The organism is Caenimonas koreensis DSM 17982, assembly GCF_009646335.1.
GTDB classification, from domain to species: domain Bacteria; phylum Pseudomonadota; class Gammaproteobacteria; order Burkholderiales; family Burkholderiaceae_C; genus Ramlibacter; species Ramlibacter koreensis.
This window is the reverse complement of record NZ_WJBU01000005.1, coordinates 12,623-31,073: the sequence shown is the minus strand read 5'-3', so window position 1 is coordinate 31,073 and position 18,451 is coordinate 12,623. Positions and strand designations below refer to the sequence as shown.

18 protein-coding genes are annotated in these 18,451 nt (G+C 62.6%); 16 read left to right on the top strand and 2 right to left on the bottom strand.

Annotated elements, in window-relative coordinates; genetic code table 11:
• Positions 1-222 precede the first annotated feature (222 nt).
• From GHT07_RS05435 to GHT07_RS05395, 8 genes are all read left to right on the top strand, one after another.
• Entirely contained in the window at positions 223-4,791 is a 4,569-nt protein-coding gene (locus GHT07_RS05435; protein WP_194792834.1) for an RHS repeat-associated core domain-containing protein, read from the top strand.
• A 400-nt stretch (positions 4,792-5,191) separates the two neighbouring features.
• Positions 5,192-6,640 (top strand): RHS repeat-associated core domain-containing protein, encoded by a 1,449-nt coding sequence (locus GHT07_RS05430; protein WP_194792833.1) that lies wholly within the window; start codon positions 5,192-5,194, stop codon positions 6,638-6,640.
• Positions 6,606-7,022 carry a hypothetical protein gene (locus GHT07_RS05425; protein ID WP_153584053.1) on the top strand — a complete coding sequence of 139 codons (417 nt, stop codon included), beginning with the start codon at positions 6,606-6,608 and terminating at the stop codon, positions 7,020-7,022. Before GHT07_RS05430 ends, GHT07_RS05425 begins: the two co-directional genes overlap by 35 nt.
• A gap of 102 nt (positions 7,023-7,124) precedes the next feature.
• Positions 7,125-7,397 (top strand): Imm32 family immunity protein, encoded by a 273-nt coding sequence (locus tag GHT07_RS05420; RefSeq protein WP_153584052.1) that lies wholly within the window; start codon positions 7,125-7,127, stop codon positions 7,395-7,397.
• 52 nt (positions 7,398-7,449) lie between these two features.
• A complete protein-coding gene (locus tag GHT07_RS21400) occupies positions 7,450-8,259 on the top strand; it encodes a polymorphic toxin type 37 domain-containing protein (RefSeq protein WP_228488200.1) in 810 nt (269 codons plus the stop codon).
• 9 nt (positions 8,260-8,268) lie between these two features.
• Positions 8,269-8,619 (top strand): hypothetical protein, encoded by a 351-nt coding sequence (locus GHT07_RS05405; protein ID WP_153584051.1) that lies wholly within the window; start codon positions 8,269-8,271, stop codon positions 8,617-8,619.
• A 36-nt stretch (positions 8,620-8,655) separates the two neighbouring features.
• Positions 8,656-9,225: a hypothetical protein gene (locus GHT07_RS05400; protein WP_153584050.1), complete on the top strand. Its 570-nt coding sequence runs from the start codon at positions 8,656-8,658 to the stop codon at positions 9,223-9,225.
• Positions 9,222-10,100, top strand: coding sequence for a hypothetical protein (locus tag GHT07_RS05395; RefSeq protein ID WP_153584049.1), 879 nt, complete (start codon positions 9,222-9,224; stop codon positions 10,098-10,100). Before GHT07_RS05400 ends, GHT07_RS05395 begins: the two co-directional genes overlap by 4 nt.
• On the opposite strand, the gene GHT07_RS05390 is transcribed toward GHT07_RS05395, so the two are convergent.
• Positions 10,097-10,690: an XRE family transcriptional regulator gene (locus GHT07_RS05390; RefSeq protein WP_153584048.1), complete on the bottom strand. Its 594-nt coding sequence runs from the start codon at positions 10,688-10,690 to the stop codon at positions 10,097-10,099. The genes GHT07_RS05395 and GHT07_RS05390 overlap by 4 nt on opposite strands.
• A gap of 135 nt (positions 10,691-10,825) precedes the next feature.
• On the opposite strand from GHT07_RS05390, the gene GHT07_RS05385 reads away from it, so the two are divergent.
• The 6 genes from GHT07_RS05385 (at position 10,826) to GHT07_RS05360 (ending at position 15,439) form a co-directional block, all read left to right on the top strand.
• Positions 10,826-11,542 (top strand): SDR family NAD(P)-dependent oxidoreductase, encoded by a 717-nt coding sequence (locus tag GHT07_RS05385; protein WP_153584047.1) that lies wholly within the window; start codon positions 10,826-10,828, stop codon positions 11,540-11,542.
• A complete protein-coding gene (locus tag GHT07_RS05380; protein WP_153584046.1) occupies positions 11,539-12,621 on the top strand; it encodes an S-adenosylmethionine:tRNA ribosyltransferase-isomerase in 1,083 nt (360 codons plus the stop codon). Before GHT07_RS05385 ends, GHT07_RS05380 begins: the two co-directional genes overlap by 4 nt.
• 84 nt (positions 12,622-12,705) lie before the next feature.
• The gene (locus GHT07_RS05375; RefSeq protein ID WP_153584300.1) at positions 12,706-13,917 is read left to right on the top strand and encodes an MFS transporter; all 1,212 of its coding nucleotides are present in this window, start codon (positions 12,706-12,708) and stop codon (positions 13,915-13,917) included.
• Between the two features lie 30 nt (positions 13,918-13,947).
• Positions 13,948-14,454: a single-stranded DNA-binding protein gene (gene ssb, locus GHT07_RS05370; RefSeq protein WP_153584045.1), complete on the top strand. Its 507-nt coding sequence runs from the start codon at positions 13,948-13,950 to the stop codon at positions 14,452-14,454.
• Positions 14,455-14,467: 13 nt separating this feature from the next.
• Positions 14,468-14,914, top strand: coding sequence for an ORF6N domain-containing protein (locus GHT07_RS05365; RefSeq protein ID WP_153584044.1), 447 nt, complete (start codon positions 14,468-14,470; stop codon positions 14,912-14,914).
• 9 nt (positions 14,915-14,923) lie between these two features.
• Entirely contained in the window at positions 14,924-15,439 is a 516-nt protein-coding gene (locus GHT07_RS05360; protein WP_153584043.1) for a DUF1697 domain-containing protein, read from the top strand.
• A 19-nt stretch (positions 15,440-15,458) separates the two neighbouring features.
• Here the strand turns inward: GHT07_RS05360 and mnmA are convergent, their stop codons facing one another.
• Positions 15,459-16,565: a tRNA 2-thiouridine(34) synthase MnmA gene (gene mnmA / locus GHT07_RS05355; RefSeq protein WP_153584042.1), complete on the bottom strand. Its 1,107-nt coding sequence runs from the start codon at positions 16,563-16,565 to the stop codon at positions 15,459-15,461.
• Positions 16,566-16,597: 32 nt separating this feature from the next.
• Between mnmA and GHT07_RS05350 the strand changes: the two genes are divergently transcribed.
• Positions 16,598-17,779: a hypothetical protein gene (locus GHT07_RS05350; protein ID WP_153584041.1), complete on the top strand. Its 1,182-nt coding sequence runs from the start codon at positions 16,598-16,600 to the stop codon at positions 17,777-17,779.
• Positions 17,776-18,417 carry a glycoside hydrolase family 19 protein gene (locus tag GHT07_RS05345; protein WP_153584040.1) on the top strand — a complete coding sequence of 214 codons (642 nt, stop codon included), beginning with the start codon at positions 17,776-17,778 and terminating at the stop codon, positions 18,415-18,417. Before GHT07_RS05350 ends, GHT07_RS05345 begins: the two co-directional genes overlap by 4 nt.
• Positions 18,418-18,451 lie beyond the last annotated feature (34 nt).

The following is an 18,451-nucleotide window of genomic DNA, read 5'->3' as shown; positions in this document are numbered from 1 at the left end:
GCATTGCTCTGCTGTGGCGCAGCCCAGGCGGATCTTTGCACCAGCGGCGGACAAACCTACGAGTGCAGCACCGCCCAACGCGGGTGGTTCACGCCCCAAGGCAGCTCGGTATTGGGAGCGTTGCGGTTTGACGGGCCCGTCTCGATTTCCGGTGCGGCTTCCTGCGCTGCGTACTATGGCGAAGGCTTTCACCAAGGCTCCAATGGCAACGAGGACTACACGTTGTCCTCATGCAGCGTCGGTGCTGCCACTCAGATCGACGGTGACTACGCCGCGAGTCAATGCCAGTGCATTCGCACAGGCCTCGTCACTGGAGAAGTCCGAACGACGTTCATGAACTGGACCGTGAACGGGCCGTATTGCCAGAACCCGCAACCTGGCCCGAATGATGGCCCGAGTTGGCCCTTGCGAAGTCGCGAAGACGCCACAGGCAAAACCGTCTGCCTCACGCCGCTCACCAGCATTTCGATCACCGGCCCGGCCGCAGCGCGCACCGGACAGATCGTCAGATTCAACGCCCGACTCACCAACTACGCGTCGGTCCCTGCAGGCGTCGCCATCAACGTCACTGCACCAGGTGCCAGCACAGCGAGCGGCCAAGCGGATGCGACCGGGAATTTTTCGTTCTTGATGAAGATGCCGCCCAAGGGCGGAACCTTGACGCTCACGGGGCAGTGCAGTGGATGTGGAGCGCCCGCAACCAAGAAGGTCGCGCTGGCTGCACCGATCGACAATTCTTGCCCGGTCGGCAACCCCGTGAGCCCAGCGACGGGCCAAAAGACCCAGGACGAAGAAGACTGGCGCGATGCGGGGGAAAACCCGCTTCGATTGACCCGGTTTTATCGCAGCTATGGCGCGCCACCTGCTGGCTTCGGCCCCAATTGGAGCCATGACTACGCCGCCCGCATCGTCGCTTCCGGCGCAGGCATGTCCGTCGAACTAGGAGACGGTGCCACGTACATCTTCTCCCTTGATTCGGCTGGCGTCTGGCGCAGCGACACCAGTGCCGATCAATTGACAGCCATTGGCAACACCATGCAGTTCACGCGGGCGGGCGACGACACTCGGATGCTGTTCCAGACCAGCACCGGGCGGTTGCTCTCGATCACCCAACGCAATGGCTGGACCACGACAGCGCAATACAACGCCTTCGGATTGGCAAGTGTCACAAACGCATTCGGCAGGGCGATCACGTTCTCGCGGACATCCCTTGGCTACATCACGGCAGTCACCTTGCCTGATGGGCGCGTCATCCGCTATGCCTACACAGGCGCGATGCTCGGCCGCGTGACTTATGCCGACAACACCGCAAGGAACTACCTTTATGAAGATGCGCGCTGGCCCGACGCACTCACCGGCATCAATGACGAACTGAATAATCGCTTCGCCACGTACACCTACGACGCAATGGGCAGAGCCGCCAGCACGGCGCACATTGGCAATGTCGATAGCTACACATTCACCTATTCGGACGGTGCAGGCCAGGCGACTCAGGTGATCGACCCACTGGGCACGCAGCGCAATTACCAGTACCAGAACGACAGCGGAACAGTGCAACTCGCGGCCAGCAACGGGCCATTTGATGGGCGGGGCATTGCAAGCCAAACGTTTGGGGAGGGCAATCTTCCTTCCAGCGAAACCGACTTCACTGGAACGCAGACCGCCTATACATGGGATGCCAGTCGCAAGCTGGTGACGGCCATGACCAGGGCAGCTGGTACGCCGCAGGCACAGACGGTGTCCATTCAATGGCATCCCGCATTCGCGCTTCCCGCGCTGGTGACGGAGCGGGGCCGGACGACAGCTTTCACTTATGACGGTGTTGGAAACCTTCTGACTCAAGCGGTGACCGATCTGGCTACGGCGCAGACGCGCACGTGGGTGTGGACATACAACAGCCAGAACCTTGCCGACTCCATGACGCAGCCGAATGGAGTGGTCTGGCGGTATGGCTACGACAGCGCCGGCAATCGCACGAGCGTGAAAAACCCGTTGGGACAAGAAACAACCTACACATTCGACGGTGCGGGCCGACCGACATCGCGCACTGATCCGAACGGGCTGCAGACAGGCTTTGCCTATGACGCACGAGGAAGGCTCTACAGCACTGTCCACAATGGCGAAGCAACGACATTCACCTATACGCCAACAGGCCAAGTCGCCAGCGCCACATTGCCCAACGGATACCGCATCGACTACAGCTACGACGCTGCCCATCGCCTGTACTACGCAGCCGACAATCGCGGCGCGGCAGTGCTCTACACATTGGACTCATCGGGCAATCGCGTGGGCGAGCAGGTCAGCGATATCAACGGCACGATTGCCCTGAATACGGCCCGCGTCATCAATGCGCTCAACCAGGTGGCCGCCATTCAGGGCGGGCAAGGTCAATCAACAACTTTCAGCTACGACGCGAACGGCGAGCCGAAGGACACCACCGACCCCTTGCAGCACACCACGACGCAAACGCTCGATGCCTTGCGGCGCGTGCGCGCTGTGACCCTGGCTGATGGCTCCTCTGTCAATCAATCGTGGAACCAGCTGGACCAGCTCACACAGGTGACCGATCCAAAAGGTGTGCAGACCAGCTACACAAGAAATGCATTTGGTGATGTTCTGGCGGAGGCGAGCCCGGATACTGGCACGTACACCTACCAACGGGACAGCAATGGCCAGATTACGGCTGTCACCGATGCAAAGGGCAACACGCGCACCATCATCAGAGACGCGGCCGGGCGGCCTACCGAAATCAGGCATGACGCGCAGCACGTGGATGCCTACGTGTGGGACGGTGACCAAACCGGCTACCTACGTTCCATCCAGGACAGTTCTGGCAACACGATATTCCAGCGTGACAACGAAGGACGCGTGCTGACCAAGACGCAGGCCGTGAACGACAATCCGTCGAGCCCGAGCCAGTACAAGTTGAGCTACACCTACGCGAACGGCGACCTCGCGAGCGTCGCTTATCCAAGCGGCCTGAAGGTGTTCTATCGGCGGCAGGCTGGGCGCATCACAAGCATCGACGTGCAAGAGCCGGGCGGCACCATCCGAAAACCCAAGCCGGTGGTGAGTTTTGTCAGCGCACTCGCGCACACGGCGCTGGGCCAGCCCCAGTCGTGGATGTGGAGCAACGGCGATGCAGCCAACCGGGTGTTTGATACCGACGGGCGCATCGTGCAGAGTGAAGTGGCGTACTTCAACTACGACCCCGCCTCACGGCTGACCGATGTCGTCCAGAATCTTTGGGCCGGCCGCACCGTGCCGCAATCTGACGGAACGACACAGACCGAGCTTTACCAAACGACGCTGGGCTGGTCTGCGGGCTACGACAGCCGCAACCGGCTCACCAGCTTTTCTCGACCTGGCTCCACGGCCACCTATAGCTACGACGCCAACAGCAATCGCCTGAGCTCGGTCGAGAAGACGACGAGCGACACCGACCTGAACGGCGACTTCGACGACGTTGACCTGGCCAAGGCGACAGGGCAGAACCTGACCATCGACGCGAACAGCAACAAGCTGCTCGGATTCACGCAGACTGTGACGACGACCAACAGGGGCAGGACACGAAGCGTCGTGACCAGCACGGTCAACTACGCGCTCGACGCCAACGGCGCGATGACAACGGACGGCCTGCGCACGTTTGACTACGACGCAACGGGTCGCTTGGCCAAGGTGGACGTAGTGAACAACGGCGAGTCTGCACAAGTGCGCTATCTGCACAACGCATTGGGCCAGCGCGTGTTCAAGAGCGTGCCGGAAGCCGAGCAAACTCTGCCTGATGCGCAGACGCTTAGCCCAGGCTTTCTGGATTGGCTCAAGCAGAATTTCAAGTGGCTGTTCAACACCACGTCAACCGTGACGAGCGTGGGCACTGCCTACATCTACGACGAAGGCGGCAACCTGCTGGGTGAATACGACAACGGCAGCGCGTTGGGCAAGGGGCGCACGGAGTACATCTGGCTGCCGACCGATTCAGGCCAGTCGATGCCCATCGGGTTCTATCGCAACGGGAAGTTCTTCGCGGTGCACACGGACCACTTGGGCACGCCCCGGCTGGTGACCGATGAGGCGAAAAAGCCGGTGTGGCAGCTGCCGTATTCAGCGTTCGGCAACAACAAGCCCACGGGAGTTTTGCAAGCGACGCTGAAGCCGACGCAGGCGCTGACGAACCAGCCCGTGTTGCTGAAGTCGACAGCGGCGGTGGAATTCAATTTGCGGTTTCCGGGGCAGTACTTCGACGCGGAGTCGAATTTGAATTACAACTACTTCAGGACGTATGCGCCGGGGAGTGGGCGGTATACCCAGCCGGATCCGATTGGGTTGGACGGGGGGTGGAATCGATATTTGTATGGTGGGGGCAGTCCGCTTGTGTCAACGGACCCTCGAGGGGAAAGCCCGTTGGCCGGGGCGTCGTACGGAGGGAGAGTCGGGGCCGCAGCGGGCAGCTTGTTCGGACCGATCGGAACTGGCGTAGGTCTTGTTGTCGGGGCTGGAGTTGGCGCCGCTATTGGTTGGTATGTCACTGGGCCAATGCTTCAAGAGAAGACGCCTAGCACTGGGAATCCAGGGGAGTGGCACACGAATCCGGCAGATGGGAAACCGGGGAATGGTCAGGAGCGCCTTTATGGGCCAAACGGTAACCCGGAAGTCGATATCGACTGGCATCCGGACCACGGCGCGGGGAAGCCCCACGGCCACAATTGGGACAATGGGCGGCGAGGGCCTGGCGTACCGCTTTCGCCATGGCCGCGCGACAGAGTTATTAACGGGTGTCCAAGACCATGAACAGCACCATGAGCGAAGAGTCGATATGTAGCTTGCATGACGCTGAGCTATGTGCGCTGAGTCAAGATGCAGAAGCTGGGAATTTGCAATGCGTGTTTCGGACTGTTGACGGCCGGTGCGTGACGCTTCTCCTAGGTGGTGTAACGAAGTTTCGATGTACTGACTTTGGCATGCAGAACGTTGTGTTCCAGTTAGTCGTCTCCGATTCAACTCATACGATCAATCCACAAGACGTGCACACGTACGTCACCTGGATGTCGGCAACCGCTGAAGGTGAGCAACTTGCGCAGCCCCGCGAAATACAAGTCTCCATCGACCAAGTGTTGAGCGGAAGGTCGCGATGTGTATTCTTGATTCCGTCCTGGGGGGCACAACTAGGAGCGATCGCCGCGACAGTCGAATGGCAGTGGGGGAAGGTATAGGGAATCACACTCGTCCACTTGCCAAAGGCGATCGACTGAGGTGCTGTATCCAGAAGCAAGTCAGAGTCGGAGTTCAACTGCACAGTTCTGACCTGAACGGCGACTTCGACGACGTTGACCTGGCCAAGGCGACAGGGCAGAGCCTGGCCATCGACGCGAACAGCAACAAGCTGCTCGGTTTCACGCAGACTGTGACGACGACCAACAGGGGCAGGACAAGAAGCGTCGTGACCACCACGGTCAACTACGCGCTCGACGCCAACGGCGCGATGACAACGGACGGCCTGCGCACGTTCGACTACGACGCGACGGGTCGCTTGGCCAAGGTGGATGTAGTGAACAACGGCGAGGCTGCCCACGTGCGCTATCTGCACAACGCGTTGGGCCAGCGCGTGTTCAAGAGCGTGCCGGAAGCCGAGCAAACGCTGCCTGATGCGCAGACGCTTAGCCCTGGCTTTCTGGATTGGCTCAAGCAGAATTTCAAGTGGCTGTTCAACACCACGTCAACCGTGACGAGTGTGGGCACTGCCTACATCTACGACGAAGGCGGCAACCTGCTGGGTGAATACGACAACGGCAGCGCGTTGGGCAAGGGGCGCACGGAGTACATCTGGCTGCCCACCGATTCAGGCCAGTCGATGCCCATCGGGTTTTATCGCAACGGGAAGTTCTTCGCGGTGCACACGGACCACCTGGGCACGCCCCGGTTGGTGACCGATGAGGCGAAGAAGCCGGTGTGGCAACTGCCGTACTCAGCGTTTGGCAACAACAAGCCGACGGGGGTGTTGCAGGCGACGCTCAAGCCCGTGCAAGCGCTGACGAACCAGCCGGTGTTGCTGAAGGCGACGGCGGCGGTGGAATTCAATCTGCGGTTTCCGGGGCAGTATTTCGACGCGGAGTCGAATCTGAATTACAACTACTTCAGGACGTATGCGCCGGGGAGTGGGCGGTATACGCAGCCGGATCCGATTGGGTTGGATGGGGGGTGGAATCGATACATCTATGCTGGAGGCAGTCCTCTTGTCTCCTCAGACCCACTTGGCCTGAGCCCGTTGGCTGGGGCGTCGTACGGAGCCAGAGTTGGTGCCGCAGCTGGCAGCTTGTTCGGACCGATCGGAACCGGTGTAGGACTTGTTGTTGGTACTGGTGTCGGCGCGGCGATCGGTTGGTATGTCACTGGACCGATGTTTCAAGATAAGACACCCAATACCGGAAAACCGGGGGACTGGCATACAAATCCGGGGAGTGGGCAAGAGCGGCTATATGGTCCTGATGGGAGACCTGCGGTTGATATCGATTGGGATCATGATCACGGGCAAGGTCAGCCTCACCCTCATAACTGGGGGCCGGGCGGCAGGGAAGTTCCCGAAAACGGGTTCTCACCATGGCCACGTGGCCGCACAAACCCGGCGCAGTGCTCTAAGTGAAAGGCATCAAAAAATGGTTTCAACCGTCGCACTGATTATGAGCATGGACAGCACTGCGCTTTTCGAGGGGTTGGCCCGTTGCATGCCGGTTTGGGTAGCAGACACGACGGTCAATGCACCGCTCAAGCACGTGCTGTCAGCCGAGCGAAAATTGTTGTCGATTACGTGGTTTCCTCTGAAGCAGGGCGAGCAACTGGGAGATGCCGCTGTGCGAATTAGTTTCTCTCTTGACGACCATTACAACGGGGACGCTCAAGCGGAGGGCTACAAAACACTGCTGGTGTTTGGCGCTTCGTTCGCTTCGACAACAACGGCGGAGCTTGGCGTCCTCGGCTTTAAGCACGTGGAGCCCGCAGCGTTTGGTTTTATTGCGGCAAAGTGATTCGACCGAATTGCCTATCGGTCATGCCCAAGCGTTAAGTGGGGCGACTTCCCGGGCAAAGTAACTTGGTAACGATGCCAGCAAACGAATGGAGTTGCCATCATGGACTTGTTGACGTTCGAGCTCGGAAAAGACAGCGATGAGTTGTTTATCCATGGAGACCCGTCCGGCCTCAGGCGATTGTCGAAGTTGCTAGATAGCCTTGCTGAGGCAGCTGACCGGGGAGAGTTTCCCCACGCTCACCTCTTCGCTGCGGAATGGGGTGGAGAAGAGTTGTCGTCCAAGGAGCAAGAGGAAGGGCACCGTTGCCTGCCACACGTAAAAGTGTTTGGATGGCCGGACAGCAGCGGCGCCAAGCCTTATCAACCGAACTAAACGCAACGGACGCACGGAGTACATCTGGCTGCCCACCGATTCAGGCCAGTCGATGCCCATCGGGTTTTATCGCAACGGGAAGTTCTTCGCGGTGCACACGGACCACCTGGGCACGCCCCGGTTGGTGACCGATGAGGCGAAGAAGCCGGTGTGGCAACTGCCGTACTCAGCGTTTGGTAACAACAAGCCGACGGGGGTTTTGCAAGCGACGCTCAAGCCCGTGCAGGCGCTGACGAACCAGCCGGTGCTGCTGAAGGCGACGGCGGCGGTGGAATTCAATCTGCGGTTTCCGGGGCAGTATTTCGACGCCGAGTCGAATCTGAATTACAACTACTTCAGGACGTATGCGCCGGGGAATGGGCGGTATACGCAGCCGGATCCGATTGGGTTGGATGGGGGTGAGAATCGGTTTGGGTATGTGGGCGGGAATCCGCTTAGCTATGTCGACCCCTCGGGGAAGGTAATCTTTGTTCCACTGCTTTGGGGCGTTGCTGCCGGAGGGGCAACTGCATGGGCAGCGTGGATGACCACCCCTGGTGGCCAGAAGGCGGCAGACATATCGAATGCCCTAAGTCAATGGATGTTCGCGAAGCCACCTAAGGACGCAAAAGAACCAGAAGGAGCGAAAGCTCCTGGTAAGCCAGGTGAAGCTGAAGGCCTCAAAGATCCGAAGGGCGGCGAAAACTGGGTTAGAAATCCGAATGGGCGAGGCTATGGCTGGCAGGGGGCGGATGGTGGAGTGTGGTGTCCCACAGGCCCCGACACAGGCTCTACGGGCGATGCTCATGGCGGTCCCCATTGGGATGTGCAGTATCCAGGTGGTCGTTACGACAACGTATACCCTGGCGGTCGACGTCGGTAGGAGAGATACATGATCTTGCAAATTGCGTTGAGCAGCTTTTACTCGCGAGGTGACGAGCGCCGCCTGTTCCAGGGATTCAAGGAAATCGCCGCGATACGTAGTGTTCAAGGCGTCGGCAAAGACCTGTTGCTTGACATCGAGGTTGCTGCTCTTAACAAAGAGGCTATGCGCGAGTTGCTTGCGCTCCTATGGCGCTATGAGATACCGCTTACACCGTTGCGCGTGTTCGCCGAGAAGAAGAAATTTGATTGGCTCAATGACTCGCAAGGCTACTGGTACAGCGCTATGTTCAAACCTGCCAAGCCAGCATCATTCTCTTCATCAAAGAAGATGCCGTCTGCAACTCTGCTTAGCCGCTGACGCTGCCAGAGGTTCCGGGGTCGGTGGCGCCAGCGCGTGGCCAAGAGCACTCCGGAAGCCGAGCAAACTCTGCCTGATGCGCAGACGCTTAGCCCAGGCTTTCTGGATTGGCTCAAGCAGAATTTCAAGTGGCTGTTCAACACCACGTCAACCGTGACGAGCGTGGGCACTGCCTATATCTACGACGAAGGCGGCAACCTGCTGGGTGAATACGACAACGGCAGCGCGTTGGGCAAGGGGCGCACGGAGTACATCTGGCTGCCGACCGATTCAGGCCAGTCGATGCCGATCGGGTTCTATGGCAACGGCAAGTTCTTCGCGGTGCACACGGACCACCTGGGCACGACCCGACTGGCGACCGATGAGACGAAGAAGCCTGTGTGGCAGCTGCCGTACGCGTTTCCTGACAGCGCCAAACAGACACCCCTGCGCGTCGGCAGACGTCGCGACCCTTGGCGGCATAGCGTCTCACAAACGAGCTACAACGCCAGCTCTTCCAGCATTACGGCTCACATACGAGACGATAGACGAGCGAAAAAGTCTGGGCCCAAATCACGGTTTGCAGTTGAACAATCCATGCGCCACGCCTTAGCATTGCCGTCATGACAGCTCCAGACATGCCCATCGAAGAGATCGTCCGCATCCACGACGACGACCCCGCCGCAGCCGCCCACGCCCTGCGCGCCATGTGCGCCAGCGCAATGGCCGACAAGGACCTGCCCCAGTTCTCATGGCTCGTGAATCATGTCATCGGCGAGAAGCTGGGCGCGTGGAGCGAAGCGCTCCAGCTGCAACGCTTGCTGCCCCCCACTGGCCCCGTCGTGCTGCGTCTGCAGCATGCAGCCGCCGCGCTGCTCGCGGGGCAGGCTGTGCAGGCCTGGGCGTTGCAGGCGCGCATTGCGCAAGAGTCGGGCGCTCCGGCTGAAGACGCACGCGCCGCCGTTGCGCTGCGCGTCTTGCAATACACCGCTGAAAGCGCCGATCCGCATGACTTCGCCATGGCGCTGCTGGACTGCGCACGCTCACTGCCGGCAGGCCCAGGCGGCCGCAAGCTCGGCATGGCGATTGCGTCGTCGCTCAACAACTCGGTCTCTGCGCTGGTCGAGCGCAAGGTGCTCCCGGTTGACGATGCCGCCGTCAAGTCGGCCCTTGTCGAAGGCGCGCAAATCTCACGCGGGGTGTGGGGCGAGGCGGGAACATGGATGAATCACGAGCGTGCCGACTATCTCATCGCGCTGTGCGGCAACCGCACCGGCGAGTGGAGCATTGCGCTTCAGGCGGCACGCAACGGCATCGCCACGATCGAGGCGAACGGCAGTGAAGACGTCGATCGCGCCTTTCTGCTGGAAGTCGCGCGCGCCTCGCATGGGCTGGGCGACGAATCCACGCGCGAGTCGGCGCGGGCTGAAGCCGTGAGCATGTCGCAAGCCTTCGACGCAAGCCTGCACGGCTGGTTCAACGACTGCTTGAAGCGAGCCTAGGTCCCCGCCTTCGCCAGGACCACGACCGACACGCCGCGCGCCGGTGCCACGCCGTCCGCGTTCTGGTACGAATGCGGCAGGTTCCCCGGGAACGCGAAGACGTCGCCCGTCTCCAGTGCGTAAACCTCACCGGCCACCAGCAGCCGCACGCGGCCCTGCAGGCAGGTGAAGAATTCGCGCGTGCCCGGCAAGTGCGGCGTGCCGCCCATCACGGCGCCGGGCGCGAAGTCCATCAACTCCATCATCGAATCGGGCACCGGCTCGGGTACGAGCTGCGTGATCGTCACGCCGCGTCCCTTGGTCTGATGGGCGACCTCATTCGCAGACCAGTGCCGCACGAGCGCGCGCGGCGACGCAAGCAGCTCGTCGATCGGCGCACCCAGCGCTGCCGCCACTTTCACGAGCACCGAGAGTGACGGGTTGCCCTCGCCCGACTCCAGGTTGGCGATGGTCGAGCGCGGCACGCCCGCGGATTTGGCCAGCCCGTCTTGCGTGAGCGAGCGCGTGCGTCGCAGGCTGACGAGGTTGCGTGCCAGGTGCGAAGCAGTGGTCGCGGCTGCTGCGGCTGTCGGATCGGCTGGGTCGGTCATGCCGCGCATTCTCGCGCCAGAAAGCGTTTGCTGTCCGCTTCAAGGTCCATCTGCCAATGCGCTGGACATCCGGCTGGATGCGATGCGCGTGCGTGCCTATCGTGAATGCACATCCAAACAACAAGGACACGCATCATGAGCAAGCAAGACGACTTCTCTTTCAACGGCCTGCGCGTTGCGGTGACTGGCGGAACTTCAGGCCTGGGCCTCGCGCTCGTCGAGCGGCTGCATCGCGGCGGCGCGAGCGTGGTGTTCATTGCCCGCGACGCCAGCCGCGTGCGCGCACTCGCGGCTCGCCTGCCCGGCACGCACGGCATTGTTGGTGACGTAGCCGACAAGGCGCGCATCCACGGCCTCGCATTGCAAGTGACGGCTGCACTCGGCGGGCTTGACGTGCTGGTAAACAACGCATCCACACTTGGCCCAGAGCGACTGGTACCGCTGGCCGACACGGAGTGCGAAGACTTCGAAGCTGCGTTGCAGACCAATGTGCTCGGCCCATTCCGCCTGACCAAGGCACTGCTGGGCGCACTCGCGTCGTCCGCGCGACAAGGCCGTGCCGCCACGGTGTTGAACATCAGCAGCGACGCGGGCGTCAACGCTTACGCAACATGGGGTGTGTATGGCGCGAGCAAGGCGGCGCTCGCGCACATGAGCAGGATCTGGGACGAGGAAATGCGCGAGCACGGCGTCCGCTTTCTCGCGCTGGACCCTGGCGACATGGACACGCCGATGCACGCGCAGGCGCTGCCCGACGCGGACCGCGCCTCGCTCAAGCGGCCGGCAGCAGCGGCTGAAGAGTTGCTTGCGCGCGTTGTATGGGCCGAAGCGAACAGCGAGGTCATCGCATGAAGGCCGCACAGCAGCCGACACAACGACCTGTGCAGGCGCGCCTGCTTGTGATTGACGAACACGGCCGCATGCAACACGCACCGCGGGCACGGCTCGCAGACTTCCTGCAAGCCGGCGATGTGCTCGTCGCCAACGATGCTGCAACGCTGCCAGCAAGCCTCGCCGGCACGCACCTGCGCGCAGGCGCCACCATCGAAGTACGCCTCGCTGGAAGGCGCTCGCTGGACGTTGGCGATGTGCGCGAGTTCACCGCAGTTGTTTTTGGCGAAGGCGACTGGCGCACGCGCACCGAAGATCGAGCCGCGCCACCTGAGTTGCTACCCGGCGATCAACTGCAGCTCGGCCCCTTGCGAGCGACGGTCCTCTCGCTGCAGGGTCACGCGCGGCTCATCGCGATGCGCTTCGAAGGCGATGCCGACACGATCTGGGCGGGGCTGGCCCGCCACGGGCGGCCTATCCAGTACGCGCATGTTCAGCAACCGCTGGCGCTGTGGGATGTGTGGACGCGCGTGGCGGCACAACCCGTCGCTTTCGAGCCGCCCTCGGCGGGCTTCGTGCTCGACTGGGCGATGCTTGCGTCGTTGAAAGAGCGCGGCGTTGCGTTCGCAACGTTGACGCACGCGGCGGGCATCTCATCAACGGGCGACGAGCAGCTTGATGCGCGCCTGCCGCTTGACGAGCCGTATTTCATTCCGCGCGCGACCCTCGAAGCCATCGAGGCGGCGCGTGCGTGCGGCGGGCGTGTCGTTGCGCTCGGAACAACGGTGGTGCGCGCGCTGGAGCATGCTGCACAACACGCCGGGCAACACGCTACGCAAGACGGCGGGCTGCGCGCAGGCCCAGGCCTCGCAGACCAGCGCATCGGCCCGGCAACGCAACTGCGTGTGGTCGACGCCATCATCAGCGGCACGCACGAGCCAGGCACGAGCCACTATGAATTGCTGCGTGCATTCGCGGCGGATGCGGTGTTGCAAAGTGCTGCCCAGGAACTCGAGCGCGTGGGTTACCTGACGCACGAGTTTGGCGACAGCGTGTTGATCCGCGTCAAGTCCAGGGTGGGGGAATTGCGTCCGGCATGACGGACAATCTCCCCTCTCGTGACCATATCCAGCCCCGCCTCCAGCACTGCCACCCGCCCCGCCGCCGGCGCCACCAGCATCAGCATGACGCCGCTCGAGCGCCGCGCTGGCGGCTCGCTCGCGACCGTGTATGCCGCGCGCATGCTGGGGCTGTTCCTGGTGCTGCCCGTGTTCGCCTTGGAGGCAGCGCATTACCCCGGCGGCAGCGACCCTGCCATGGTCGGGCTGGCCATGGGCATCTATGGGCTCACGCAGGCGTTGCTGCAAATCCCGTTCGGCCTCGCGTCCGACAAATTTGGCCGCAAGCGCGTGATCATTTTTGGCCTGTTCCTGTTCGCCGTGGGCAGCTTTGTGGCAGCTGCCGCCCCCACGCTGGTCTGGCTGACCGTGGGCCGCGCGATCCAGGGCGGCGGCGCTGTCTCTGCCGCCGTCACGGCGCTGCTGGCTGACCAGACGCGCGACATCGTGCGCACCAAAGCCATGGCGCTCATTGGTGCCAGCATCGGCCTGACGTTTGCCTTGTCGATCGTCGCGGGGCCGTTGCTCGGCGCGCATGTGGGGCTCGGCGGGCTCTTCGCGATCACGGGCATGCTGGCGCTGACGTGCATCGCCATCGTCGCGTGGTGGACGCCGCCCGAGCCGCTCGTGCACAAGAACCTGCCGCGCGGCAAATTCACGGATGTGTTCAAGCACGCCGGGCTGCTGCGGCTGAACGTGGGCGTGTTCGTGCTGTACGCCGTACAGCTTGCGACGTGGGTTGCCATTCCGGCGTTGCTGGTCAGTGCGGGGCTTGCGAAGGCCGATCACTGGCACGTCTATCTGCCCACGGTGCTCGCGTCGTTCGTGGTGATGGGCGTGACGCTGTTTCCGCTGGAGCGCAAGGGGCGGCTGCGCGAGCTGTTTCTCGCATCGGTTGCGCTTGTAGCACTCGTGCAGGTCGCGCTGGTGTTCATGGCCGGGGCGCCGTCGCTCGTCGGCCTGACGCTGGCGCTCTTCGTGTTTTTCTGCGGCTTCAACGTGCTCGAAGCAAGCCAGCCCAGCATGGCCTCGCGCATGGCACCGCCGCAGACGCGCGGCGCAGCGCTGGGTGTGTACAACACACTCCAATCCTTGGGACTATTTGCCGGCGGCGCCGTCGGCGGCTGGCTGTCCAAGAGCGTTGGACCGCAAGGCCTGTTTGCCGTGTGCGGCGCCATGATGCTGTTGTGGCTGGTCGTGGCCTGGCCGATGCGCACGCCGGCCCCCAGCCGTGTGTCACCAGACGCCGCATTGGCCGACGAGCCGCAGGCGACATAATCATCGAAGAATCCAAGAGGAACCCGAAAAATGGCATCCGTCAACAAAGTCATCATCGTCGGCAACCTGGGCCGCGACCCTGAAATGCGCACCTTCCCCAGCGGCGACCGCGTGGCCAACGTCACCATCGCCACCACTGACACCTGGAAGGACAAGAACACCGGCGAGAAGAAGGAAGCCACCGAGTGGCACCGCGTCGTGTTCAACGGCCGCCTGGCCGAGATCGTGGGCGAATACCTCAAGAAGGGCTCGCAGGTTTATGTGGAAGGCAGCTTGCGCACCCGCAAGTGGACCGACAAGGACGGCATCGAAAAATTCACCACCGAAATCCGCGCTGACGAAATGAAGATGCTCGGCAGCCGCCAGGGCATGGGCTCGCCCGATTCGGGTGGCGGCGGCGGTGGCGGTTACGACGACGATGGCGGCCAGCAGCAGCGCCGCGCACCAGCGCCGGCATCACGTGCGACGCCCGCATCCAAGCCAGCAGGCAAACCGTCGAGCGGCTTCGACGATATGGATGACGATATTCCGTTCTGACCTGTGAGCGGTGATGAGTGCATCGAAAGCGGCCTTGACGCCGCAATCGCTGGCTGGGCGCATCCTTGTCATTCGTGGACATCGAGTGATGCTGGATTCAGACCTTGCAGCGCTCTACGAAGTTGAGACGAAACGCCTGAATGAGCAGGTTCGGCGCAACGCAGGTCGCTTCCCGTCCGACTTCATGTTCAGGGCGTCTGATGAGGAATTTCGCAACTTGAAGTCGCCATTTGCGACTTCAAGTTGGGGCGGCTCGCGAAAGTCTCCTATGCGGGTGCAACTTCGTGAAGTGCTATCCAGTCACAAAGTCCTCGCACAGAAGCTGGACGAACTGGAGCGACGCGTGACTCACCATGACAATTCGCTGGCGAGTGTCATCGATGCGATCCGCGCCCTGACGTCAGAGCCTCGTCCGGTCAAGCGTGCCATCGGGTTTACGTCCAACCTGGAGAAGCAGTAGCCTTTCGCCATGCCCCGCTATGTAGCGTTCCTGCGTGGCGTGAGCCCGTTGAACCTCAAGATGCCTGAACTGAAGGCGTGCCTGGAGGACGCTGGGTTCACGCAGGTCAAGACGCTGCTTTCAAGCGGCAACGCCGTGTTTGACGCGCGCGCGACCACCGAGGCCGCGCTCGAGAAGAAGTGCGAAGCGGCCATGCACAAGTCATTCGGCAAGGCGTTCCACACCATCGTTCGTGCGCAGGCTGAATTGGCCACGCTGGTGGAGAGCGACCCATTTGCGAAGTTCAAGTTGCCGGATGCGGCCAAGCGCGTGGTGACGTTCATGCGCGTCGCACCTGCCGCGAAGCCGAAGCTGCCCGTCGAGCTCGATGGCGCGCAGCTACTCGCGCTACAGGGTCGGGAGTTGCTGACTGCCTATGTCGCGAGCGACAAAGGCCCCGTGTTCATGACGTTGATCGAGAAGAACTTCGGCAAGGACGTCACCACCCGCACCTGGGACACGCTGAAGAAGTGCAGCGTGGCGTGACCAGCGCGCGGTGGGCGATTCAGTCCCGCGACGAAATCACGCCGCCGCCCAGGCACACCTCGCCGTCATAGAGCACGGCTGATTGCCCGGGCGTCACGGCCCATTGCGGGTGCTCAAAGTCAAGGTGAAACGCGCCGTTCGCGCCGCCGGCGAGGTGACACGGCGAATCGACTTGCCGGTAGCGCGCCTTCGATCCATACGTGCCTTCCACGGGCGCGTGGCCTGACACCCAGCTCGCATCATCCGCATCGAGCGCGTGCGACTGCAGCCACGGATGCTCATGCCCCTGCACGACCCATAGCGTGTTGTGCTCGATGTCTTTGCGCGCGACAAACCATGGCGCATGATCGCCGCCGCCGCGCTGCGCGCCCTTGGCTTTGACGCCGCCGATGCCTAGGCCTTGCCGCTGCCCGAGCGTGTAGAACGACAGGCCCTCGTGCTTGCCGATCACGCGGCCTCGCTCATCCTTGATCGGCCCCGGTTCCTTGCTGATGTAGCGGTTGAGAAATTCGCGAAACGGCCGCTCGCCGATGAAGCAGATACCCGTCGAGTCTTTCTTCTTCGCGTTCGGCAGGCCGATTTCTTCGGCGATGCGGCGCACCTCGCTCTTGCGAAGCTCGCCAACGGGGAACAGCGTCTTCGACAGTTGCGCCTGGTTCAGGCGGTGCAGGAAGTAGCTCTGGTCCTTGGTTTCGTCCAGGCCCTTGAGCAATTCGAAAGCGCCGCCGCGTTCACGCACGCGAGCGTAGTGACCGGTCGCGATCTTCTCGGCACCCAGGCGCATCGCGTGATCGAGGAAGGCCTTGAACTTGATCTCTGCGTTGCACAGCACGTCGGGGTTGGGCGTGCGGCCCGCCTGGTATTCGCGCAGGAATTCGGCGAAGACGCGGTCTTTGTAGTCGGCAGCGAAGTTGACGTGCTCGATCTCGATGCCGATCACGTCCGCGACGGCGGCGGCATCGACGAAGTCTTTATTCGACGAGCAGTATTCACTGTCGTCATCGTCTTCCCAGTTCTTCATGAAGATGCCGACGACGTCGTAGCCCTGCGCCTTGAGCAGGTGCGCTGTGACCGCGGAGTCCACGCCTCCGCTCAAACCGACAACGACACGGGGCTTGGCACTCATTTGTGCGATTATCCCAACGACTGCTTGCCCCTATGCTCTACCGGCCCACGACCCCGCCATTTCCGCGGCAACGCCTGTCACCCACCGGCATGGCGACGGCGGGGGCGATCCACGTCGCGCTGCTGTGGCTGCTGCTGCAGTATTCGCCGGTCCAGCAGACCATTCGCTACGTCGTTTACCAATACGTCCAGCCGATCAACCCGGCCAGCACGAGTAGCAGCCGCGCGATCACGCTGCGCCCGCCCGCAGTGGTGAGCCCGAGTGAAAGCCTGACGATTTTTTCGAAGAATGTGGAGTCCAGTGTTCCGCTGAAGACGACGACCACGCTGCCCGATACGTTGCAGCGAAAAACGCGTGTGGCGGGGCCGCGTGCGACTGACAGCTCGCCCTCCATTGACCAGCCCGAGCCGGAGACTGCGCCGGCATCGGTGCCTGTTCCCGCTGCGCCCACGCCTGTGCCGCCGCAAGAGGTGCCGCCGGTGCCTGCGCCCGTGCCGGTTCCGCCGGCGCCTGTACCGCCGGCGCCAGCGCCTGTACCTGCTCCGGCTCCTGTTCCGGCGCCTGCTCCAGTACCGGCGCCTGCTCCAGTACCGGCGCCTGCTCCAGTACCGGCGCCTGCTCCAGTTCCAGCACCCGCTCCAGTCCCAGCACCCGCGCCCGTTCCTGCGCCCGCGCCCGTGCAAGCACCGGCTCCCGCACCGGTGGCCGCACCAGCACCTGCGCCAGTACCTGTAGCGCCGGCACCCGCACCGCCGGCCGCACCAGCGGCGGCACCTTCGCCACCTTCTGCGCCAGCAGCAGCGCCCACGCAGCGCCTGCAAGGCCCCGTGGTCGACGTGCCTGTTCCCGCGAATTCGCCGGGTGCGGGGCGTGCAACCACCATCGTCGTGCCCGCACCATCGGCAGGCGGCTGGGGTGGCCCTGCGCCCGCACCTGCAGGTGCAGCGCGCCCGCCCGCATTGCCGCCAGCGCCATCGCTCGCAGCGCCGCTGCCGCTGCACCCCGGCCCCTTCCGTGTGAAGCCGCAGCGCAGCCTGAGCGACATGGCCAATGACCAGTTGCGTCGCGACAAGAAAGCGCCGCTCGAAGGCGGTGTGGAAGACGCAGCGGTTGACGATTGCCTGCACGCGCCCAAAGGCGAGCAGACGGTGGGCGGGCTGCTCGCGTTGCCAGGGCTCGCGGCACGCGCACTCGCCGGAAAGTGCGCCAAATGATCAAGGTCACACCCGCGAACATCGCGTTGCTCGCGCCAAGCGCACGGTCCAGCTATCGCGCCGCGTTCCTGAACGGCCAGCAGTGGCTGGACCACTACGGCATCTCGGCGAATGCGCTGCGCACCGCGCATTTCATGGCGCAGATGCTGCATGAATCTGCCGGGCTCACCATTCAGTTCGAAAACCTCAACTACAGCGCGCAGCGCCTGCCCGTGGTGTGGCCCACGCGCTTCCAGCCGAAGGGGCCGCTCGATCCGGCGGCCTATGCGCACAACCCGCAAAAGCTTGCCAACACGGTCTATGCACGTGCTGAGCTGGGCAACACGGCGGCGGGTGATGGCTACAAATATCGTGGCCGCGGGCTGCTGCAATTGACGGGCAAGGCCAGCTACCAGGCGGCCACTGCCGAGCTGCGAAAAGACAATCCCGAGGCGCCCGATTTCGTAGCCGCCCCAGATGCTGTGATCAGCGCCGACTGGGCGCTTGCGATTGCGGCGTCAGAGTGGGCTGCCAAGGGCTGCAATGCGCTGGCCGATGAAGACAGCGTGCGGAAAGTGACTCGTGCGATCAACGGCGGATTGATCGGGCTGGCAGAGCGGATGGAGTGGCTGAAGCGGACGAAGGCGGTGTGGGGCTGAGGACGATCATTGGCTGATATCGTTGATATCAATG